Source organism: Nocardiopsis sp. CNZ308 (genome assembly GCF_004217075.1).
Genome location: NZ_SHKJ01000001.1, coordinates 2605293 through 2625805, shown reverse-complemented (window position 1 = coordinate 2625805; position 20513 = coordinate 2605293). Strand labels below are relative to the sequence as shown.

Annotated in this window: 20 protein-coding genes and 1 tRNA gene; 8 read left to right on the top strand and 13 right to left on the bottom strand. The window is 70.2% G+C overall.

The window, feature by feature from the left end; genetic code table 11:
- Positions 1–35 precede the first annotated feature (35 nt).
- Positions 36–1091, top strand: coding sequence for a DUF4037 domain-containing protein (locus tag EV372_RS11400; RefSeq protein ID WP_130395980.1), 1056 nt, complete (start codon positions 36–38; stop codon positions 1089–1091).
- Positions 1092–1293: 202 nt separating this feature from the next.
- A complete protein-coding gene (locus EV372_RS11395) occupies positions 1294–2151 on the top strand; it encodes an oxygenase MpaB family protein (protein ID WP_130395979.1) in 858 nt (285 codons plus the stop codon).
- Between the two features lie 9 nt (positions 2152–2160).
- On the opposite strand, the gene EV372_RS11390 is transcribed toward EV372_RS11395, so the two are convergent.
- Complete coding sequence (locus EV372_RS11390) at positions 2161–5151, bottom strand: AfsR/SARP family transcriptional regulator (protein ID WP_486483971.1); 2991 nt, start codon at positions 5149–5151, stop codon at positions 2161–2163.
- Positions 5152–5283: 132 nt separating this feature from the next.
- Positions 5284–5460, bottom strand: coding sequence for a hypothetical protein (locus EV372_RS29025; RefSeq protein WP_165435980.1), 177 nt, complete (start codon positions 5458–5460; stop codon positions 5284–5286).
- An 867-nt stretch (positions 5461–6327) separates the two neighbouring features.
- On the opposite strand from EV372_RS29025, the gene EV372_RS11385 reads away from it, so the two are divergent.
- The 3 genes from EV372_RS11385 to EV372_RS11375 all read left to right on the top strand — a co-directional run bounded on the left by EV372_RS11385 (position 6328) and on the right by EV372_RS11375 (position 8349).
- A complete protein-coding gene (locus EV372_RS11385; protein ID WP_130395978.1) occupies positions 6328–6840 on the top strand; it encodes an NUDIX hydrolase in 513 nt (170 codons plus the stop codon).
- Between the two features lie 198 nt (positions 6841–7038).
- On the top strand, positions 7039–7458 hold the full coding sequence (locus EV372_RS11380) for a hypothetical protein (RefSeq protein ID WP_130395977.1): 420 nt from the start codon (positions 7039–7041) through the stop codon (positions 7456–7458).
- 87 nt (positions 7459–7545) lie between these two features.
- Positions 7546–8349 carry a DUF2786 domain-containing protein gene (locus tag EV372_RS11375; RefSeq protein WP_094800287.1) on the top strand — a complete coding sequence of 268 codons (804 nt, stop codon included), beginning with the start codon at positions 7546–7548 and terminating at the stop codon, positions 8347–8349.
- Positions 8350–8561: 212 nt separating this feature from the next.
- On the opposite strand, the gene dnaN is transcribed toward EV372_RS11375, so the two are convergent.
- The gene (gene dnaN / locus EV372_RS11370; RefSeq protein ID WP_486484128.1) at positions 8562–9704 is read right to left on the bottom strand and encodes a DNA polymerase III subunit beta; all 1143 of its coding nucleotides are present in this window, start codon (positions 9702–9704) and stop codon (positions 8562–8564) included.
- A 260-nt stretch (positions 9705–9964) separates the two neighbouring features.
- Positions 9965–10423 (bottom strand): hotdog fold domain-containing protein, encoded by a 459-nt coding sequence (locus EV372_RS11365; protein ID WP_130398875.1) that lies wholly within the window; start codon positions 10421–10423, stop codon positions 9965–9967.
- Between the two features lie 144 nt (positions 10424–10567).
- Here EV372_RS11365 and EV372_RS11360 point away from each other — a divergent pair.
- Positions 10568–10656, top strand: a tRNA-Ser gene (locus EV372_RS11360).
- 123 nt (positions 10657–10779) lie between these two features.
- On the opposite strand, the gene EV372_RS11355 is transcribed toward EV372_RS11360, so the two are convergent.
- From EV372_RS11355 to EV372_RS29405, 9 genes are all read right to left on the bottom strand, one after another.
- On the bottom strand, positions 10780–11979 hold the full coding sequence (locus tag EV372_RS11355) for a site-specific integrase (RefSeq protein WP_130395975.1): 1200 nt from the start codon (positions 11977–11979) through the stop codon (positions 10780–10782).
- A gap of 21 nt (positions 11980–12000) precedes the next feature.
- A complete protein-coding gene (locus tag EV372_RS11350; protein WP_013156279.1) occupies positions 12001–12210 on the bottom strand; it encodes a helix-turn-helix transcriptional regulator in 210 nt (69 codons plus the stop codon).
- Positions 12207–13898, bottom strand: a complete 1692-nt coding sequence (locus EV372_RS11345) for a replication initiator (protein WP_130395974.1) — start codon at positions 13896–13898, stop codon at positions 12207–12209. Before EV372_RS11345 ends, EV372_RS11350 begins: the two co-directional genes overlap by 4 nt.
- Before the next feature lie 208 nt (positions 13899–14106).
- Complete coding sequence (locus tag EV372_RS11340; RefSeq protein ID WP_130395973.1) at positions 14107–15537, bottom strand: FtsK/SpoIIIE domain-containing protein; 1431 nt, start codon at positions 15535–15537, stop codon at positions 14107–14109.
- A complete protein-coding gene (locus EV372_RS11335) occupies positions 15534–15788 on the bottom strand; it encodes a hypothetical protein (protein ID WP_130395972.1) in 255 nt (84 codons plus the stop codon). Before EV372_RS11335 ends, EV372_RS11340 begins: the two co-directional genes overlap by 4 nt.
- Positions 15789–15883: 95 nt before the next feature.
- The gene (locus tag EV372_RS11330; protein ID WP_047867835.1) at positions 15884–16294 is read right to left on the bottom strand and encodes a hypothetical protein; all 411 of its coding nucleotides are present in this window, start codon (positions 16292–16294) and stop codon (positions 15884–15886) included.
- A 116-nt stretch (positions 16295–16410) separates the two neighbouring features.
- Positions 16411–17151 carry a GntR family transcriptional regulator gene (locus EV372_RS11325; protein ID WP_017568165.1) on the bottom strand — a complete coding sequence of 247 codons (741 nt, stop codon included), beginning with the start codon at positions 17149–17151 and terminating at the stop codon, positions 16411–16413.
- 226 nt (positions 17152–17377) lie between these two features.
- Entirely contained in the window at positions 17378–17809 is a 432-nt protein-coding gene (locus EV372_RS11320; RefSeq protein ID WP_047867836.1) for a hypothetical protein, read from the bottom strand.
- A complete protein-coding gene (locus tag EV372_RS29405) occupies positions 17806–18129 on the bottom strand; it encodes a hypothetical protein (protein ID WP_231391571.1) in 324 nt (107 codons plus the stop codon). The genes EV372_RS11320 and EV372_RS29405 overlap by 4 nt, the downstream gene beginning before the upstream one ends.
- 414 nt (positions 18130–18543) lie before the next feature.
- On the opposite strand from EV372_RS29405, the gene EV372_RS11310 reads away from it, so the two are divergent.
- Both EV372_RS11310 and EV372_RS11305 read left to right on the top strand, forming a co-directional pair.
- Positions 18544–19956 (top strand): helix-turn-helix domain-containing protein, encoded by a 1413-nt coding sequence (locus EV372_RS11310; RefSeq protein ID WP_130395971.1) that lies wholly within the window; start codon positions 18544–18546, stop codon positions 19954–19956.
- The gene (locus tag EV372_RS11305; RefSeq protein ID WP_197044247.1) at positions 19949–20497 is read left to right on the top strand and encodes a flavoprotein; all 549 of its coding nucleotides are present in this window, start codon (positions 19949–19951) and stop codon (positions 20495–20497) included. Before EV372_RS11310 ends, EV372_RS11305 begins: the two co-directional genes overlap by 8 nt.
- The last annotated feature ends 16 nt before the right edge of the window (positions 20498–20513 follow it).

Genomic DNA, 20513 nt, shown 5'->3' with positions numbered 1-20513 from the left:
ACACATTTTCCCATCAACGATCTAGGCTCTCGGACGTGCCCCCGGTCTTCCTCCCCGGCCTGGAACTGTCCCGGGCCCTGTACACGGACGCGGTCGCGCCCCTGCTCGCCCGCGGGCCCGGGCCGATCGCGCACGCCGCCGCGCTGCTCGGCGCCGGGTCCGAGGTCCTCGGACTGGACACCGAGCGCTCCACCGACCACGGCTGGGGCCCGCGGCTCCAGGTCTTCGTGGACGAACCCGATGAGCGCGACCGCGCGCTGGCCGTGCTCTCCGAGGGCCTGCCCGAGCGGGTGCGCGGCTGGCCGGTCCGGTTCGGCCCCACCGACGGCCCTCCCCAGACCTGGCGGCCCGACGCCGACGCGCCCGACGGCCGCCACCGGGTGGAGGTCAGCGGATCCGGCGACTGGCTGCGGGGCCTGCTCGGCTTCGACCCGGGTGAGGGGGTGGGGACCGCCGACTGGCTCGCCACACCCACCCAGCGGCTGGCCGAGGTGGTGGGCGGAGCCGTCTTCCACGACGGCGTCGGCGCGCTCACACGGGCCAGGGCGCGCCTGGCCTGGTACCCGGACGACGTGTGGCGGTACGTGCTGGCCTGCCAGTGGCAGCGCGTGTCCCAGGAGGAGGCGTTCGTCGGCCGCTGCGCGGAGGTGGGCAACAGCCTGGGCGCGCGGGTGGTCGCGGCCCGGGTGGTCCGCGACCTCATGCGCCTGGCGCTGCTGCTGGAGCGCCGCTACCCGCCCTACTCCAAGTGGCTGGGAAGCGCCTTCGCCCGTCTGCCCGGCGCGGCGGAGCTGACCCCGCTCCTGGCGCGGGCGCTGGACGCGGACGCCGCGGCCCTGGCCGAGGCGTCCTCCCTGGTGGCCGAGCGGCAGAACCGGACCGGCCTCGCCGCCGCCCCGGACACCCGGCCCCGTCCGTTCCACGAGCGCCCCTGGCCGGTGCTGGACGCGGCCCGGTTCGCCCGTGCCCTGCTGGCGGGGGTCACCGACCCCGAACTGGCCGCACGGCCGCCGGTGGGCGCGGTCGACCAGTTCGCGGACAACACCGACGCGCTGACCCGGCCGGAGGTGTTCCGCGCCCTGGGGCCGTGAGCCACGTCCCAGCCGGCAGAAGACGCCTCCGCCCGAGCCCCGTGACCGTCGCGGCTCGGACGGGTGGGGCTCATCCCGGGGACGGGTCCCCTCCCGCCCCTCCTCGGGCCCCGCACACGCCCGACCCGCCCCGCCACCGCGGGCACGCCCGCGAGGGCGCGGCCCTCCCGCCCGCGCGGGCGGGTGCCGTACGATCCCAGGCATGGGCAGACCGTCCGACCGATCACCTCTGCGACGGATCAGCGCGGAGGCCTGCGTCCTCGGCGGCGCGGGGTACGCCGTCCTGCTCCAGATCGCCCACCCCAGCGTCGCCCGCGGGGTGCACGACCACAGCGACTTCTCCTCCCGGCCGTTCGACCGGCTGCTCGGCACCCTCTACTTCGTGTACGGCACGGTCTACGGCACCGAGGAGGAGAAGAAGCGCCTGCACGCCATCGTGCGGGCACTGCACCGCAAGGTGAACGGCCCCGGGTACCGGGCCCTGGACGACGACCTCCTGCTGTGGGTGGCCGCCACCCTGTTCCAGAGCTCCTCGCGCCTGCACGCGATGGTGTTCGGCGAGCTCGGCGAGGAGGAGCGCGCCCTGCACCTGCGCGAGGCCTCGGCGTTCGCCACCGCCCTGGGCCTGCCCGAGGAGAAGTGGCCGGCGTCCCCCGAGCAGTTCACCGCCTACTGGGAGGACTCCCTGGCCCGGCTGGACGTGGGCGAGGAGGCCCGCGCCATCACCGGGCAGCTGTTCCACCCGGCGAGCGCGCCCCTGCGCCCGCTGATGCGGGTCCAGCTCCTGCTCACCGGCGGGCTGCTCCCGCCCGACCTGCGCGGGCGGTTCGCGATCCCGTGGTCGCGGGCGCGCCAGCGCCGCTTCGACCGGATCGTGCGGACGACCCGCGCGGTGTACCCGTACGTCCCCCGGCCGGTGCGCGTCCTGCCCGCCACGCTGTGCCTGTGGACCATGCGGCGCGGAACCCTGGGGCCGCGCTGGCTGGGGCCGCCGCGGCGCCGTTCGGGGCCCGGTGCGGCTCCGCGCCGCGGGGCGGGGGGAGCCGTCGGCCGGGACTGACCTCGGCCGTCAGCCGAGGGACGCGGGCGGGTGGTCCTTCAGGGCCTTCCTGGCCTGTTCCGCCTCTGCCAGCCCCAACTCGGCGAAGACCTCCTCGGCCTCGCTGAGGAACCCCCGCGCCCGGTCCGCGGCCATGACCGGTGCGGGCAGGAGCCCGAGGGCGAGCGCGGCGCGGGCGGCCATGTGGCGCTCGCTGCGCTCCACCGCGATGGCGCGGGCCCTCTCCAGCTCGGTCAGGGCCTCGCCGTGGCGCCCGGCGGCGGCGTAGGTCATCCCCAGGTCGAGGCGGATCTCGGCGTCACCGCTGCGGCGCCCGTGCTGCTCGGCCAGGTCCAGTGCCGTGGTGTGGGACTCGATCGCCCGCTCCCACTGCTCCGCGGCCCGGTGGGCCAGCCCCAGGGAGTTGTGGATGTAGACCTGGTTGCCCACCAGGTGCAGCTCGTGTGACAGCTCCAGGGCCTCGTTCAGGTCGGCGAAGGCCGCGTCCAGCTCTCCGAGCCCGGTGCGGGCCTCCCCCATGACCCGTTTGGCGTGGGACCGGGTCACCTTCTGACCCTCGCCCACGGCCTTCTCCATGGACTGCTGGGCACAGTGGAGAGCCTCCGTGTACGCGCCGAGCGTCTGTTTCAGGACGGCGAGGTTGCCCCACTGCAACGCCTCCAGGCGGGTGTCGCCCAGCTGGACCGCGTAGTCCAGCACGCCCTGGATGGACTCCGCCGCGTCCGCGAGCCGGCCGACGCGCTCGTAGACCATCCCCAGGTTGGCCAGGGCCCGGATGATCCCCCTGCTGTCGTGGATCGCGGTCAGCAGTTCCCGGGCCTCGGTGAGGAAGGCGAGCGACTCGTCGAAGCGCCCCGAGAGGCAGTGGGCGATGCCCAGCCCGATGAGGGTCACCGCGCGTCCGCGCCGGTTCCCCTGCTTGTCGCTGATCTGGAGCGCCCGCTGGTGGGAGCTGATCAGCAGGCCCATCTGGCCGTGGAGGGCGTAGAAACGCCACACCGCGTCCGCCATACGCCAGGCGTACTCGCCGTTGCCGTGCGAGGCGAAGTACTCGATCGTCTCGGCGAGGTTCTCCTGATGCAGGGTGAACCAGTTCTCGGCGTCCTCCCTCCCCGAGAGTTCGGTGCGGTAACCCCGGCTCACGTCGATCTCGTCGTCGTGCGCGCGCGGTCCCAGGAGGTCGGCGGCGTGCTGTGCCGTGGCCATGTACTGCTCCGCCAGACGGAGCTTCGCGGCGTCGATCTCCCCGGCGGACAGGAGCATGGCCGCACGGTCCCGGGAGAAGGCCCCGATGAGGTCGTGCAGGCGGTACACGTCCCCCTGGGGCTCCTCCAGCAGGCACACCCCGACCAGCTCCTGGAGGATGTCGTCCGCGTCCTCCACCGTCACGTCCAGGAGGGCGGCCGCGCCGCCGAGGTCGATCGTGCTGCCGATCATCAGGCCCAGCAGGAGGAAGGTCCGGCTCTGGTCCCGGTTGAGGCTCTGGAAGGACAGGTCGATGGCGGCCTCGACGCTCTGCCCCTCGACCTGGAGTTCGCGGAACTTCCGGTTCTGCTCGCCGAGTCGGCGGGCGACGTGCGCGAACGACCACCTGGGGCGGCTGAGCATCCGTCCCGCCACCACGCGCAGGGCGAGGGGGAGGCCGCCGCAGATCCGGATGATCTCCCGGGCCTGATCGGGTTCGCGCCGTACGCGGTCCTCTCCCAGGACGCGTCCGAGCAGCTCCAGGGAGGAGCTCTCGTCGAACACGCCCAGGGAGAGGAAGCGGGCGCCGCTGAGCCCGGAGAGTTCGTTGCGGGTCGTGATGAGGGTCATCGACCCCGGAGAGGAGGAGAGGAGCGGGCTGACCTGGGCGTAGCTGAACGCGTTGTCGAGGATGACCAGGACCCTGCGCCCCATGAGGGTGGCCCGCCACAGCGCCGCGCGCTCTTCGAGGGACTCGGGCACGGCCTCGGGCTCGACGCCGACCGCGCGGAGCAGGGCGCCGAGCGCGGACATGGCGTCGAGGGGCTCCCTGTCGGTCGTGTACCCGTACAGGTCGATGAACAGCTGTCCGTCGGGGTAGCGCTTGGCCGCCTCATAACCGAAACGGACCGCGGTGGTCGTCTTGCCCTCGCCGCCGCTGCCCGTGATGACGCAGACCTGGGCGCGGTCGTCTCCGGTACGGGCCACCTCGTCCAACCGCCGCAGGGACTCCTGGCGTCCGGTGAAGTCCGGCAGGTCCCGGGGGAGGTCGTTGCGCACCACGAAACGCGCTCCCGGCTCCCCGGACGACAGGTCCTGCGGTCCCTCCTCCGAGAAGTCCTCCTGGAGGATCCGGGTGTGCAGGGCGACCAGTTCCGGACCGGGGTCGACACCCAGCTCGTCGGCCAGTCTGGCCCGGAACTCCTCGTAGACGGAGAGCGCCCTGGCCCGTTCGTTGTCGCGCCACAGGGCGGTGATGAGCAGGTGGTGCAGCCGTTCCCTGAAGGGCTCCTCGCTGACCAGGGACGTCAGCCGGGAGACCACATCGGAGTGCCTGCCCAGTTCCAGGGCGTGGGTGGCCCAGGCCACGACGCAGGACCAGCGCTCCTCCCGGAGGGGGGCGACGACGGTGTAGTCCAGGTACTCGGAGCCGACACCGGAGAAGGGGACTCCGCGCCAGCACTCCAGCGCCTGTTCCAGCATGTCGACAGCGGTCTTGGGCTCGGCCGAGGCGGCCCGGTCCCGGAGCCTGCGGAAGCGGTGCAGGTCGACGGAGTCCGCGTCGACGTCGAGGGTGTACCCGCCGGGGGTGGTGGCGATGGTGCCGGGGAGACTGCGGCGCAGGTGGGATATCTGGACCTGGATCACCGACCGGGCGGTACGGGGCGGATCGTCGCTCCAGAGGTAACCGATGAGTTGGTCGATGGTGACTTCGCGCCCCAGGTGCACCAGCAGCGCGCCCAGCACACAGCGCTGGCGCGGACCGCCGACCGGAACGGGTCGGCCGTCGGACCAGACGGTAATGGGGCCAAGCACGCCGAATTCCACAATCAGCAACCCTAGCAAGGGCCATTGGCCGGAAATAGGGAATACGGACATGCCAACGGCTCCGAGTACCCCCCTCCACGCAGGTACTCGGAGTGACCGTTGGACTACCCGGAAAAGGAGTTACTTCTCCTCGGCGGGCTTCTTCTCGGCGGGCGCGCTCTCGACGGGCGGCGCGGCCGGAACCGGCTTCGAGGGGTCCGGCTCCTGGTAGGGCTGCATCTTGTCCGCGCGCACCTCGCGGAGGTCGCCGGCGACGATCGCCTCGAACTCCTCGTCCACGGTCAGCATCTTCGGCACTCGGACTCCTCTTCTCACGGCACTCGCGTAGAGCCGCAAGGTAGCCCTACGTCTACGAAGCATCAACGGACCCCGCCTTCCGGCGGACTGGCCACCCGTGGCGGGTTCCGCCTCAAAGCACACCACGGGTGGCATGTGTCCAACGAACGTCGCACTGTGTCGGACCCGCGAGCCGTCCTCTCGCGGGTCCGAACGCGTCGAACGTGTTCCACACTAGAGAGATCCTCTTCCACTCCGCTTTCAGTCTTCTTTCAGCGCTGAAATCGGTGTGGCGGCGGCGGTTCGGGGGCCGCGCCATCATTGACCACCGGAGCCCGCCGGGGCCAGCGGTTGGCCGGTTGCGGACGGTCAGAGCCCGTTCACCTGGTGTGCACCGGCCGTCACGCACCACGCGCCCGCCGCCCGGGGGCGCGCCTTCGAAATGGGGGAGAACGCCCTCCGCGGGGCCGGATTCCGTTTCCTCTCCAACCTTCCGAAAAACGCCGGGGATAAACCAAACGTTCCCCTCATCGTCGAAATCCGGGAAATCCCCGGACTCAGGAGGGCAAGCTCGTTCCCGTCCCCCGGCGGGCCCGCGCCCCGGACGCGACGGGTGTCCCCTTGCGAAGCTCTTCGTGCCCCTTGCGTTCTTTCTCCCCCACCCGCGTGCAGGACGCCCCCGGGACCGGCGCCCCTCGGAGATCCCGACACGCCCGAACGGCCCGGAGGTCCCGGGTGGGCGCGCCCTCCGCCGGGAACTCCCTGTGGCGCCGGGCACGTACACCGGGAGGAGGGCTGCGCGAGCCCGGTGTCGGGCCATAGGTTGCTAGTGAGCATGCCGATCGGACGGCAGCGGCGGTCCCGGAGGGCGCGAAGTTGGAGGACGTGATGCTGGAGGGCGACGGAAACGGCTGGGTGAGCCTGCCGGACGGAACCCGCAGGTGGGGGATCTACGGCGCGGCCGGACTGCTGCTGTACGCCACCGACGCCGCCGGAGCGGGCCACGTGCTGCTCCAGCACCGTGCGGGCTGGACCCACATGGGGGGCACCTGGGGCATCCCCGGAGGCGCCCGCAACCGGGACGAGACACCCCTGGAGGCCGCCGTGCGCGAGTTCGAGGAGGAGGTCGAGGGCGACCTGGACGGGTACAGCCTCCTGGGCGTCCACGAGGAGGACCTGACGGTGTGGCGCTACGACACGTTCATGGCGAGCCTGCCGAGGCTGACGCCGTTCCGGCCGGGCAACTCCGAGAGCAAGGAGGTGCGCTGGGTGCCGGTGGACTCCGCCGACTCGCTCCCGCTGCTGCCGCCGTTCCGCGCCGCGTGGCCGCACCTGCACGCGAACCTGGTCTCGGCCTTCTCGGAGAACGGCGGCGCTCCGGGCACTTCTACGACCGGTTGAGCGTTGGACCCTGCGCGGGGGCCTTCCGCGCACTCGTCCTCCCCGGACCGGACCGGGAGTCCGGGCGGGGTGCCGGAGGGCGGTCTCGGGGGAATGTCAGGGGCGGATCCCTGATGCGCTCCGGGCTCCGGCCCCGCATGCTGGAGGGGACGGCCCGGTGCAGAGCGGTCGTCACGCTATTGGACTGGAGCAGTGGACATGACGCTGGAGCGCGGTAACGCATTCACTCCCGTCGCCTCGGCGACGATGATCTGGCCCTGGACCACCTCGGTGCTGGGGGGTGCCGCCGGCGGTGCCCTCTTCTTCCTCCTCAACCTGGGCTCGGGCCTGGGCGCGATCGCCTCCGGTCTGACCGCGGCGGTGGTCTTCTTCTCACTGATCGGCGGCGTGGGCGGTGTGATGAGCCGCAAGGCCGACCGCCGGGGCAAGCGCTACGCCGCCACCTACCCGTTCCGGTACGCGGCCGTGCCCGCCGGAATCGGCGGCGCGGGGTACGCCCTCGTCAGCATCTTCACCGGCTCGATCATCGGCGGACTGTTCGGCGGACTGTTCGTCGCGGCGGCGATCTGGATCACCGTTGGCCTCATCGCGATGGTGGTCGGCAACAAGAACGCCTAGGCTCGGTATCTTCCGCCGATGGTGGAAGGCAGATACTCACCTAGGGGAGACAACCGGGCGCCGATGACTGAATCTGCTCGTCAGAAGATGGTCGAGCGGGTCCGCGGGCTCCTCCGCATGGCGGAGGACCCCGCGGTTACTGATGCCGAGAGCCAGGCGTTCACCGCCAAGGCCGCCGAGCTGATGACCCGCCACGCGATCGCGGAGGCCGAGGCCCGCGCCGAGAGGGGCGAGGCGCCGGACGCGATCAGCCGCATGGACTACACCGTCTCGGGGGTGGGGGGCCACGGCAAGGCACGGGTGCGCGCGCTGGCCGACATCTCCGCGGCCTACGGCTGCCAGTCCGCGGTACGGGGCAACAACTCCGAGAACACCGAACGCGTCATGATCCTCGTGGGCACGGTGAGCGCGCTGGACGCGCTGCGGATGCTGCTGCCGTCGATCTCCATGCAGATGGAGGCCTCGGCGAAGTTCATGAGTTCGTCGCACGTGGCCGACATCCGGGAGCTGCGCAACTACACGCGCTCGGAGCTGGAGACCGAGCGCAAGCGCTACTACCGGTCGTTCGTGCGCGCCTACGGGCAGGCGGTGGCCGAGCGCATCCGCGAGTTCCGCGCGCGGTTGCAGGAGATGGCCTCGCCGGGCGGCTCGGGCGGGCCGGGGGAGAGCGTGGACGCCTCCCGCGGCGCGGAGCTGGTGCTGCTCAACGACGTGCACCGGGTGAGCGAGGAGTTCCAGAAGCAGTTCCCGCAGTTGCGCAAGCACCGGCCCGAGCGCACGCACAGCGCCGCGGGGTACCGGGCGGGCTACCGGCGGGGGCGCCAGGCCGAACTGGGGCTGGACACACCGGTGGGAAGCGGTGGTTCGTCCGTGCTGAACGAGGGCGAGTAGGCCCCTCTCCGCGAAGTTGTCCACAGGCTGTGCACAGAACCGCCCCGATTGTTGTTCTCGCATGTCAGAGGGAGAATGCGAGAGTTCAATCGGGGCGGTTCAGGTGTTCCTGGGGGCGATTACCCGGGGTTATCCACAGGAAGAACGGCATCCTGTGGATAACTCTGTGGATAAGGTGGCGGCCCGGTTGAGAATGGGTCCATAACCTCTTATCAGGACACCCGCAAAGGCTGAACCAGGTAACGGAAGGAGGGGTTCTCCCCCTCCTTGACCGGCACGTCGGTGAACACTGCGGGTTTGGTCGGCTCGGTGAAGTTGAGGTAGGCGGTGTCGGTCTCCACGCCCGCCAGCCCGTCCATGAGGTAGTCGGGACGGAAGGCCAGCCGCAGGGGCTCGCCCTCGTAGCCGACCTCGATCGCCTCCACGGCCTGGGCGTCCTCTCCCGACCCCGCCTCCAGCACGACCTCGCCCTCGGAGAAGGCCAGCCGCAGCGGGGTGTTGCGGTCGGCGACCAGCGCCACGCGCTTGACCGCCTCCGCCAGGGGCGCCACGGCCACCTCGGCGCGCGCGGAGAACTCCTTGGGGAACCAGGCGGCGTACTTGACGAACTCGCTGTCGATCAGCCGGGTGGTGGTGCGGCGCTCGCCGTTCTCGAAGCCGATCATGCCCTCGCCCGGGGAGAGGCTGACGCCCTCGCCGCCGCTGGCCGTGGACAGGGCGATGTCCACGTTGGACTTGGTGAGCAGACCGCGCACGGTGTCGCTCAGCGTGCGCGCGGGCACCAGGGCGGCCGCGTCCAGGCCCTGGTCCTCGGGGCTCCACCACAGTTCGCGCACGGCGATGCGGTAGCGGTCGGTGGCGACCAGGCTCAGGGTGTCGCCGCTGAAGTCGAGGTAGGCGCCGGTGAGCATGGGCAGGGTGTCGTCGCGGCTGGCCGCCGGGGCCACCTGGCGCACGGCCGCCGCGAAGGCGTCCGCGGCGACGGAGCCGATGCGGCCGGGCATGCCGGGCAGGGTGGGGTAGTCCTCCAACGGCATGGTGATGAGGGTGAAGCGCGCCGCGCCGCCGACGATGCGCAGCTTGGGGCCGTCGCTGTCGATGTGCACCGAACCGGAGGGCAGGTTGCGCACGATCTCAGCCAGGAGGCGGCCGGGGACGAGGGCGGCGCCGGGCTCCTCGGAGAGGACGTCCACCGAGGCGCAGGTGGAGACCTCGTAGTCGAACCCCGACAGGTGCAGGGAGGCGCCGTCCGGGGAGAGCTCCATACGGATACCCGAGAGCACCGGGACGGCGGGCCGCGTGGGGAGGGCCCGGGCCGTCCAGGCGACCGCCTCGGCGAACGCGTCGCGGTCCACACGAAGTTTCACGGTGAGGCCTCCTCGTAGCGCTGTCGTTGCCGACAACGTACCCAGTGGTGACGACATTCGCCCCCTTCGGACGCGACCGCGGGTGCGGTCCGACCTGGGAGAAGGCGGTGCGAAGCGCTGACCGGGCACGGCCCGCGGAGGGCGGGGGCCGGAGGGCGGGACGGGGCCGACACCGGCGGGAGTTCCGGCCGGGCGCTGAGCGCGAGCAGGCCCGGCCGGGAACGTGACGGTCGTGGGCTCCAGTGGCTCTACTTGCGGTTGGGGCGCAGGGTCCAGATGATGCTCATGCGGCCGGTGACGGTGCCGTCCTCGGTGCGCAGCTCGACGTCGATGGGGAACTCGGGGCGCCTGCCCTCGTCCAGCTCGGCGATGATCTCCTCGCGCGGACGCCCCAGGACGGCCTCGGCGGTCAGGTCGCCCGTCGCGATCTTCAGGAAGTCGATCGTGGAGGTGGTCGGCAGGGGTACGGCGCGGTCGAGCTGGTCGCCGAAGGTGCCGATGATGATGGCGCCGGAGGCGGACTCGGCCAGGGTGAACATGGCGCCCGCGTGGGGGCCGCCGACGTGGTTGTGGTGGTCGGCGTTGTCGGGCAGGCGCATGACGGCGTGTCCGTGGTCCAGCTCGGTGAAGGTCAGGCCGAGGGTCCGGACGAAGGGGACCGCGGCCAGGAAACCGGCCTTGACCGCCTCCGCCGCCTCGGGGTTCATGTGTGCCATGGCGCTCATGTTACTTCCGAGTAACCTATGGGCGCCACCCCACGGGTGCCGGTGGATGGAAACGTGTTCCCGGGCGGGCCGCGCGGGCGGAGGGGTGTGGGCTACCATGACGTGGCGGAGACTCGCTCTCCGCGGGGAGGGTTCGCATAGCGGCCGAGTGCAGTGCTCTTGAAAAGCACCAAGTCCTTGACGGGACTTCGTGGGTTCAAATCCCACACCCTCCGCAGAACAAGGGAGTTTCCCCAGGTGGGAGCCTTCCACGGAACGCGGCGAAGGCCGGTGGTCCGGGCCCGTAGCACATTCATCGCACACGGCCCGGGGAGCCACCGGCCTTCGCCGTTCACCGGTCAGGCGGCGAGGACCCGCCGACGGGCGGCGTCCATCGCGTCGGCCACCTCGTCCAGGCGGTCCGGGAACAGGTGCCCGTACCGGTCCAGGGTCATGGTCGCCGTCTTGTGGCCGAGCATCGCCTGCACGACCTTGACGTCCGCACCGGCCGCGATGGCGAGGGACGCGGCGGTGTGCCGGAGCTTGTGGGGGGTCAGCCCCATGCCGTCGAGCCCGGCTGCCTTCACGGCCAGGGCGAACTCACGGTTACGCCAGTTCCGGATGCGCAGCGGGGCGCCCCGCCTGGTGGTGAAGACCAGCGCGTCAACCGGACGTCCCTCCACGAAGGACCGCAGTTCGGGGACGAGGGACCGGGGAACCGGCACGGTCCGGAACCTGCCGTTCTTCGGAGGCTGTTCGACGAGCCTGCCGTCCACCTCGGCGAAGGTCACGACGACCCGGATACGCCTCCTGTCCAGGTCCACCCGCCCCACGCGCAGCGCGGCGGCCTCGCTCCACCGCATGCCGGTGTAGGCCAGGAGCAGGACGAGCACCCGGCTCACACGGGCCGAGGCGAGTTCCTGCCCGTACTTGGTGCGCAGCGTCAGGGAGGCGTCGGCCAGCGCCTCCACCTGGGCGTGGTCGAGGTAGACGTGTTCGGCCTCGCTGGGCTTGGGCAGCGGTACGCCCTTGGCCGGGTTGAAGGGGATGCGCCGGGGGACGCACCAGCCCAGGACCATCGACAGCACGACGTGCGCGTGCCGGGTCTGCGAAGCCCCCAGGTTGCTACCGCCCTCGTCCCGGGGCTTCTGGAGGTGGGCCACCCACACGGCCACGTCCTCGGCGTGGACTGCCGAGAGGCGCAGGTCTCCCCAGCGCGGCAACACGTGGTTGTCCAGGACCGCCCGGTACTGCCACCACGTGGACCGTTTGATGTCCGTGCGGGTGATGAGCCACTTCTCGGCCATCTCCGCCACGGTGACCTTGGCGTCGTGGGGGTTGCGGTAGGAGCCCTCGTGAAGGCTGTTCTCGATCTCGGTCCGCTTCTTCTCCGCGTCCGGCTTCTTCTGGAAGACGCCGCCGCTCTTGATCCTCCCGGAGGGGTCGTAGTAGCGGACCCACCACCGGCCGGGCGGAGTGCGCTTGGACGCCTTGGCCTTGCTCACCGCCTCCGCGTAAGCCCTGTCCTTGGTGCGGTCGTAGACCCACGCGCGAGCCATGGGGTGTCTCCTTTCCGTGGGTTACTGGGCCAGGACCCAGGCGTGGACCTCGGCGGGCACGTAGCGCACGTACCGGCCGACGCGGTGGGAGGGCGGACCGTCGCCCCTGTAGCGCCACTCGTAGAGCGTCTTGGGCGGCACGCGCAGGAAGGAGGCCGTGTCCTTGACCGACCACAGGCCGTGGTCCCGACGCTGTTCCGGAACGGCTGGGGTCGCCGTCGTCGCACTCATGCCGTCCTTCTTCCGTGGGTTGCCGAAAGATCGTTCCGCCGTGCCGCGTCGAGCTGTGTGCGGCGTTTGAGGGCTTCGCCCACCGCGCGGAGGAGGCGTTGCTCCCGAGGGGCCACGTCGGGGTCGGTGGGACGGGCCAGTTCCCATTCGAAGGAGCCCGAGGCGACCGAGGTCAGCGCCGGGGGACGCGGGTTGTCCTCGTCTCCCTGGTCCTCGTTGGTCGGATCGACGCCGAGGGTTTCCAGGACCCAGGCGAGCCGGTCCGCCTTGTGATCGGCCAGGGTCTTGCCCGACCACTTGCGCGAGACCAGGACGCGGCGGCCCGCGTAGCCCAGGTGTTCGCGGCGGTGGGCCTTGGACCGGCAGAACCCGGAGCGCTGTCCGGCCTTGGCCTCGTCCGGCTGGATGCCGTAGCGCAGCCAGTTCGAGCACCGGGGCGAGCACGGCTCGAAGCGCAGCGCTTCCAAGAGCCGGTCCACGTGCTGTTCCTGCCGGATGGTCTCCACCTGGTGGCAGTCGGCGATGTCCTTGGTCAGGTACTTGGCCAGGTAACGCACACACCGAGACGCATCCTCCGAGCCCGCTACGACTCCCTTGGCGTCCACCTGTTTCCCGAACCGCACCACGTGGAAGGGTTCCGCGTCTGGGTCGTCATCGAGGGCGTCCAGCGCCTCATCCCACGTGGGCAGCACTTCCCCGGTGGTGGGGTCGAGGTAGGTCCCCGCGTCCTCGTCCCACACGGGCAGGTGGTCACCGTCGAAGCGGACCGTGTCGGCGGCAGGCCACCACACCTGGTGATAGGTCGCGGCGGCGATCTGGCGCAGCTCCGCCCGGGGAATGGTGCCCCGGGTGGCCATGTGCAGATGTGGGGCCAGGCGGCGTTGGGGTTCCACCGCCGCGAAGTACTGCACATCGAACCCCGCCACGCGGCGCAGGTTCTGCACGAACCGGTCCACCAGCTTGGAGAAGTGCAACGTGTCCCGAGCCGCACGGCGGTAGTCGTAGGTCGAGGGATCGACCGGGGTTCCGTCCGAGCGCACCCGCCCGTAGGAGTCCAACGTCAGGGTGATGAACAGCGAGGGCCGGAACACCTTGCCCGAGGCAGGATCAGTGAACGCGCGGCCGACTGTCTTGCGCGTCATGGGCCGTTTTGGCAAGTCGGGCACGTCCTGACGGCGTTTGGTCGAGCGCACCCGACGCGACCCCGACGAGCCCGAGGAGTCGCCGGAGCGGGTGACCGAGCCCCGAAGGCCGGAGGCGGTGATCTCCTCGTCCAGGTCTGCGATCGCCGCATCCAACACCGCAAGCTGTTGGGGGTCAGCGGCCCCCGTGGTGGCGAGGCGGTCCCGTTCGGCGGTGACCATCGCCCGCTGTTCCACCCAGGAGCGTTGCTGGTCGGTGGGCGGGTCGGGTTCCACCACAGGTTCTTCGGCCAGGTGCCAGCCCTCTTCACACTGGGAGCGGCGAAGGCTGCGCTTCCTCTTGGCGCAGGCCGGGCACCGCGATTCCAGCGTGGACCCGCACGGAACGTCGATGACCTCGGTTTGGCCCGTGTCGATGTCGGTACGTCTGAGGGAGACCGGCCGTATGCACACCCCCTTGTCGGCAGCGATCTGTTCGGCGACCTCCCTCGCCAAGGGTTGGGCCAAACGCTCAGCACGAGTGCTCTTGCCCGTGGGAGTCGGCATCAGAGCCACCCCCGTTCAGCCTCTACGGTCGAAGCATGGAGCGACACGAACGCATCATCTTTTGGACCTGCATATCCGGTGCTCTTCCCACGATGTTGCTGTCGCAGCTCGTCAGCTTCACGGCAGCAATGCTGTGGCTTGGCACATGGATTGCTCTGATGGGCATAGCGGCCATCTGGTACACGCATCGACGCAGAACCCACGTGCATCAGACCACCTCGTCCTCGGAGGAGGAGCCCACCGAGTAGCCCTCAGCCATGGCGGTGATGTCGGTGTCGGAGACGTAGGCGGCCCGCACCCGCACTGGGGCCGGTGAGCCCTCCAGGCGGACGTAGGCCACCCCGGGAAGGGCGGGGTCGATCAGGTGGGCTTCCGCGCCCCGTTCGCGTGCTCCCTCACCGAGGACCATGTCCACCTGGGACGCCTCGTCCAGGCGCAGTGCGACCTTGTCCGGGAAGAGGTTGCGCAGGTTCATGACCTCCTTGCGGGGGTCCTGCAACGCCGCCAGGACCGCGAAGCCGACCGAGCGGCCCTGTGAGGTCAGCGTGGCGATGGCGTTCTCCGCACGACGGCGCACGTCCCGGTCGGGGTGGTAGGCGGTCAGAAAGGCGACCTCGTCCAGGAGCACGACGACGAAGGGGTCATCGGTGGTCGGGATGTGGGAGCGCTGTTTGCCCGCGTAGCGTTCGGCCCGTTCCTGCATCGAGGCCACTGCCTTTTCGAGCAGGGCCACCGCGGATTCGCCCGTGTCCGCATAGTGCGCGAACAGGTCCCGCCCGTAGGCCAGCTCCATGCGCTTGGGGTCGATCGCCCACACCTGCGCGGTGCCGTCTGACAGGGCGGGGAGCATGGCGCGGATGGTGGACCAGATCACCGAGCCTTTGCCGGCCCCGGTCACCCCGACCACGAGCACGTGGGTTCCGTGCAACCGCAGCAGCCACGGCGAGCCGTCCTCGCGCTGTCCGACCGGGAGCGCGTCCAGGTCCGGGGAGTCTGGAACCGGAAGGGCGTCCAGGGGTTCGGCCAAGGTGTCGCGGCGGGGGAACTCCAACGTGATGTCCCGGGGACCATTGATCACCACCCGGCAGGAGGGTGCGGCGAAGCCGTGCGCCAACTCGGTGACGCGGTGTTCGAAGTCGGCCGGGGAGGTTCCCGCGACGAGGGAGACGCGGACGTAGTCGGCCCAGGAGTTGCACCGGACGCGGCGGATACGGGGCAGGTAGCGGCGTTCCTGGTAGGACTCGGCCAGCCCGGAGATCACCAGCACCGGTTGCCAGTGCCGCTTGTAGACGAACAGGTGCCGCCACCACGCCAGCAGACGCAGCGTGACGCAGGCGCGGTAGGAGTCCGGCCAGGTCCGCCACCAGATGAGGGACACCACCGCAGCCACGCCCCACAGGCAGGCGAGACCGGGCCAGTCGAACCACCACCAGGCCCCCGCCGAGGCGGTCAGGCAGGCGACCATGACGGGGAACCGGAACGGCAGGGTGAGAAGGAAGCGCACCAGTCGCCAGATCCACGAGGCCAGCACGACAATCCCGGGGGTTTCCACGATCGGTGTCGTCCACCGCACCCCCTGGGCCGGGGTGGGCAGGGTCGGGGAGGACTGAGCGGAACCGATCTTGGGTTGGCGCATCATCGCTGGCCACCGCCGTTCTCGTTCTCGGTCTGGGCCAGGAGCCGGTCACGGTCGGAGCGGGCGCGGGCGGCGAAGGTCGCGGCGGTGGGGCTCTCTTCACGGTCAGCGAGGGTGGCGAACACCCGGGCCTTGAAGTCGAAGAACTCCGCACGCTCAGCGTCGGTGGTGGGCGGGGGGTTGGTCGCGTCCAGCAGCAGACGGACCAGTTCCGGGCCGCTCAGCCCGGACAGGTCACGGGGGTAATCGGACATACTTGGAGACACCTCTTCTGAGATTTCGCAGTCGCAGGAGGGATTCAGGGGTGGCCGAGGTGTTGGAGCACCAGGCCGCCCCGCTTACATGGGGGTCAGGCGGCATCCTTGGCCGCAGGAGCGCGACGACCGCCAGCGGCACCGCCGGGAGCCTTCACGCCACGGGCGCGCAGCGAGTAGGCCACCCGGGGACGACGGCCCGAGTCGTCCACGTAGGGCATGACCGCCATCGCCTCGAACTCGATCGGCCGGAACGGCAACCCCGGAACCTCGTCCGGCAGGGTCGGGCAGACCTCGGCGGCGACCTTGACCTTGACCGACTTGGCCTTGCCCCGCGCTTCGGGGTCGGCGTCGATCACGTCCACCGCCCACAACGGCAAGCCGCTGTCCTTGTCGAGTTGGGGCCGCTTGGTCTCGAAGTCGGTGATCGCCTCCACCCCAAGCGCGAACGCACCGTGGGGGAACACCGTCCCGAACGCCACCGGCAACGCACCCTGAATAGCCATCTGATCAACCTTCCTCGTGATGTTCACTCAACTACTTGACCGGTCGAGTGGAGCCTAAGAATAACCGGCCACACTCGTCCGGACAAGTGGATATGTGGCCGGTCTTGGAGCCGCGTCTACACGGCCGGGTAGGAGTCCTCCAGTTCGTGCAGGTCACCGGGGAGCACCACCTCAGCGACGGCGATCACGTCCCCGGAGGCATCGAGTATCCGCGCGGTGATGCCCAGGACCGGAGTGCCCTCGTCCAGCCCCAGGGGTTCGCGTTCAACACTGGTGGCCAGGCGTGCGCAGAGCCGCTCGACGACCTTGGAGGGCCGGAGCTGCTTGACCATCTGCACGTGTTCGCGTGCGCCGATGCTGATCGGCTGCGTCTCGCCCAGGTCGGTGCCCTCGGCTACGTCCAGGGGGAACCACAGGGTGACCAGCTCACTCGGTTCGCCCTCGTCCAGGACCAGGCGTTGACGCATGATCGCCGGGGAACCCTCGGGCACACCGATCGCCTCGGCCACGGCGGCGGAGGCCGGGGCGCGTCCGGCGGTCAGGATGCGGTTGCGCTTGGCCTCCTCGGAGGCGTCGAAGGCACTGGCCCCCGCGTGGGAGCGTTCGGAGCCCTGTTGCGGGACGCCGCGCACGAAGGACCCGCGTCCGTGTTCGCGGTCGATCCACCCCTGCATGCTCAGGATCTGCAAGGCCCGCACGACCGTGGAGCGCCCGGCCCCGAACTCGCGCACCATCCGCGACTCGGAGGGAAGCATCTCCCCCACCGGATAGGTACCGTCCTCGATGCGCTCTTGGATCGCCCGCACGATCTGCACGTACTTGGGCGGAGCGAACTCCAGACTCGACATGATGTCCACCTGGTGACTCTAGTACTCGTATGGTCGAGTAGCTTACTGTTCTCGGTCGTCTCTGTCAGCAGGTGGGGGCACATATGAACCCCCACCACTGGTCAGAGGACACGGCGGGAAGCACACCCCAGGCGTGCACGTCGCCGCGAAGAAGGGACCCGCGTGCCCTGGGCCCCGTGGTCTCGAAGAGACATCAGGGCACGCGGGGGTCACAGAAGCGTCGGAGGAAGGACCCTCAGAAGGGTTGCCAGTCCTGGGCGCGCTGCACGGTGTACACGGTCAGGTTGTCCACCGTCGCCCCGCACACCGCCCGGCGCTCGGACTCCACCAGCGCCGCCGCGACCAGCGCCACGTCATGCCGGGCGGCCGACTCGGAGGCCGAGAGCACCGGAGGCACGACCCGGCGGACATGGTTGCACGCCGCCCCGCCCGCGTCGTGGCAGAGCCCGACGACGTAGCTCAGCCGCAGACGTCGCAGCGCCAGGGACGCGGGCAGCACGCACCGGTACCGCTCCACCAGAGGGGTTCCGTCCGGGCCGGTGGAGAGGGCTTCGTAGGTGATGGAGTCCCAGTCCTCGGAGGAGATCCGAACCCGCACGCCCTGTTCCCGCGCCCAGGCGGTCAGGGTCTCCCGGTCGGCGATCGGCGCAGAGGGTTCGGTGGTCATCGCCGCACCGCCCCGACCGCGATGGCCGTGCGCACCAGGTCACGCAACTCGGCCATGTCGTCGAGGGCGGGAGTCGAACGCGCGATCTGCACCAGCAGGTCGATCCCCCGCCGGTCCCGTTCGGCCCGCTGTGCGCGGCGCCGGTGCTCCAGGTGGGCGTAGGGGCCGCGTTGGAGGGAGTAGGCGCGGGGGTCGCCCGTGTCCATCACGATGGGGTCCGGTGCGGGCCACAGCTCCGCCCGAGCGGGTGCGGGCAGGTAGTAGGCCCGGGGGCCGGTGCGGTGGTGCCTGCCGTGTCGTTTCGGTCGAATCAGAGTCACCCAAGCCCGAATCAGGGCGATAAGGTCGCTCACGTCAGCCTGCTTTCCTCAGGTTGGCCGCGCCCCCGGACGCCTTCCACCGCGTCGCGGGGGTCTGTCTTGTCATGGGTCAGCAGGCGAGACCACTGCCGTGGGACGGAGACGCCATGGTGGAGACCTGTCCCGTCCCCTTGCAGAAGGGGCACATCGCGGTACGCCTGGTCGGCTCCGTGTCGGAGGGAACCCGAACGACGACCAAGCGCCGAGGGCGGACGGACTTCCAGCCCCGTCCGCGACATGACCTGCACGTGGTTGCGCTGCTGCTGTCCATGAGGCCAACAATCCCGATTCGGTTTCCCGAAACCCATTCCTCCTCGGGATGACAAGGGGGGATACTGGCCGTCCCCCCTGCACTCGCACCGCCGAGGAGTCACGATGCCGGGACACCCGACGAGCCGGATCACCATCCCGTCGTGGGCATGGGAACGCGAGCACACGGCGGAGTTCCTGAGAAGGCGCGATGTCCAGGCACTTTTCCGGTTCGGGCGCCAGTACGGCGGTGCGAGCCAGATGGCGATCTCGGCGGCGACCGGCCTCTCACAGGGGCGGGTGAGTGAGGTACTGAACGGCCGCAAGACCGTCACGGCCTTCGAGGTGTACGAACGGATCGCCGACGGCTTCGGGATGCCCGACCGCGCGCGGATGCTGTTCGGCCTTGCACCGAAGAACCCCGGCACGTTCACTGGATCCGACAGCGCGGAGTCCTCGGCACCACCGAGGCGACCCGCACCCAGGAGTCCGGGCCCGGGGGAGGATGAGAAGGTGCGACGTCGCGCATTCGTCGGACTGGCCGGAACCGCCCTGTTCCAGGCCACCACAGGTTCAGTGCTGGACATGGACGAGATCGCCGCAGCACTCACCAGGTACGCGGGAGGTCGTCGGTCGGCTGTGCGAGCGGCGACGGGTCTCGGCGAGCTCGCCAAGCGGACGCACGCGGCCAAGGCCGGATACCAGGCGTGCCATTACACGGCGGTGGCCAAGCGGCTACCCGAACTGCTGCGCGGTCTGGATGACGCGGTGTCCGGTGTCGAAGACGACGACCTCTCCCGGGTGCACGCGCTTCGGGCGGAGGCGTACCACGTGGCGGCGAGCCTCCTGCTCAAGTGTGAGGAACGCGGCTTGTCCTACCTCGCGGCTGACCGAAGCATGCGCGCGGCCGAGGCGAGCGAGAGCCCCGCGGTCGTGGGTGCGAGTGCCAGGGCGTTCACCCGGGCACTGATGCGTGAGCGCCACTACAAGGCGGCGACGGAACTGGCGACGAGCACCGCCGAACGGGTGGACAGCGCCACGGACGAGGCCACACCGGAATCCCTGTCGGTGTACGGGTCGCTTCTGCTGAGCGGCGCGGTCTCTGCGGCCAAGCGCGAAAACCGGGGCCAGGCGCTCAGCCTGCTTGACGAGGCCAGTGACGCGGGTGAACGGCTCGGCGGGGATTTCAACTACCAGTGGACCGCCTTCGGGCCGACCAACGTCCTGCTGCACCGGGTGAGCGCGGCAGTCGAGTTGGGCGACGCGGGCAGCGCGATCGACTACGCGCGCCAGGTGCGGTTGGACAACATCGACGTCATGGAACGCCGGGTGACACTGTTCATCGACGCGGCCCGTGCGTACCAGCAGTGGGGCAAGACCGAGCACGCCTACCACGCGTTGCGCAACGCCGAGGAGATGGCGAGCGAGGAGCTGACCGCCCGCCCGGTGGTGCACCAGTTGATCAACGACATCCGCACTCGGGCGAGTGGTCACCTGTACGACAACGTCAGCGAACTAGCGGAAAGGGTCGGTGCCTGACTCAGTGAGTGAGCGGAAGACTCTCTACGTGGTGGTGTGCGCGGCCGGTCCGGCTTCGGATGTCGGCAAGCTGGTCGATCTGGCCCAAGAGCAGGGTTGGACCGTTCAGGTCATGGCCACACCATCGGCGGTGAGTTTCATCGACGTCGAGGCGCTGGAGAAGCAGACCGGCAGGCCGGTGCGGAGCCAGCACCGCGCTCCGGGAGACCCGCGCTCTCCCAAGGCGGACGCCATCATCATCGCCCCGGCCACCTTCAACACGATCAACAAGCTGGCCAACGGGATCGCCGACAACTACGCCTTGGACGTCGTCAATGAAGCAATCGGCCTCGGAGTACCGGCCGTCATCCTCCCGTTCGTGAACTCCGCCTACGCCAGCAGAGCGCCGTTCCGGGAGAGCGTCAGGAAGCTCCGGGCCGAAGAGGTGTCCGTGTTGATCGGACCAGAGGCGTTCGTCCCTCACGAAGCCGGAAGCGGAACGAGCGCGTTCGATACCTTCCCATGGCAGCTTGCTCTAGACCAGGCGGAGAACTCTCTCTAGAGCAGTAGAACTGAAA

Excerpts from the sequence above, each read along its gene's own strand:
- EV372_RS11335 (WP_130395972.1), bottom strand. The coding sequence starts at position 15,788 with ATGTCCGATTACCCCCGTGACCTGTCCGGGCTGAGCGGCCCGGAACTG.
- EV372_RS11345 (WP_130395974.1), bottom strand. The coding sequence starts at position 13,898 with ATGCCGACTCCCACGGGCAAGAGCACTCGTGCTGAGCGTTTGGCCCAA.
- EV372_RS11330 (WP_047867835.1), bottom strand. The coding sequence starts at position 16,294 with ATGGCTATTCAGGGTGCGTTGCCGGTGGCGTTCGGGACGGTGTTCCCC.
- EV372_RS11395 (WP_130395979.1), top strand. The coding sequence starts at position 1,294 with ATGGGCAGACCGTCCGACCGATCACCTCTGCGACGGATCAGCGCGGAG.
- EV372_RS11310 (WP_130395971.1), top strand. The coding sequence starts at position 18,544 with ATGCCGGGACACCCGACGAGCCGGATCACCATCCCGTCGTGGGCATGG.
- EV372_RS11380 (WP_130395977.1), top strand. The coding sequence starts at position 7,039 with ATGACGCTGGAGCGCGGTAACGCATTCACTCCCGTCGCCTCGGCGACG.
- EV372_RS11355 (WP_130395975.1), bottom strand. The coding sequence starts at position 11,979 with ATGGCTCGCGCGTGGGTCTACGACCGCACCAAGGACAGGGCTTACGCG.
- EV372_RS11385 (WP_130395978.1), top strand. The coding sequence starts at position 6,328 with ATGCTGGAGGGCGACGGAAACGGCTGGGTGAGCCTGCCGGACGGAACC.
- EV372_RS11365 (WP_130398875.1), bottom strand. The coding sequence starts at position 10,423 with ATGAACCCCGAGGCGGCGGAGGCGGTCAAGGCCGGTTTCCTGGCCGCG.
- EV372_RS11350 (WP_013156279.1), bottom strand. The coding sequence starts at position 12,210 with ATGAGTGCGACGACGGCGACCCCAGCCGTTCCGGAACAGCGTCGGGAC.
- EV372_RS11340 (WP_130395973.1), bottom strand. The coding sequence starts at position 15,537 with ATGATGCGCCAACCCAAGATCGGTTCCGCTCAGTCCTCCCCGACCCTG.
- EV372_RS11375 (WP_094800287.1), top strand. The coding sequence starts at position 7,546 with ATGGTCGAGCGGGTCCGCGGGCTCCTCCGCATGGCGGAGGACCCCGCG.
- EV372_RS11320 (WP_047867836.1), bottom strand. The coding sequence starts at position 17,809 with ATGACCACCGAACCCTCTGCGCCGATCGCCGACCGGGAGACCCTGACC.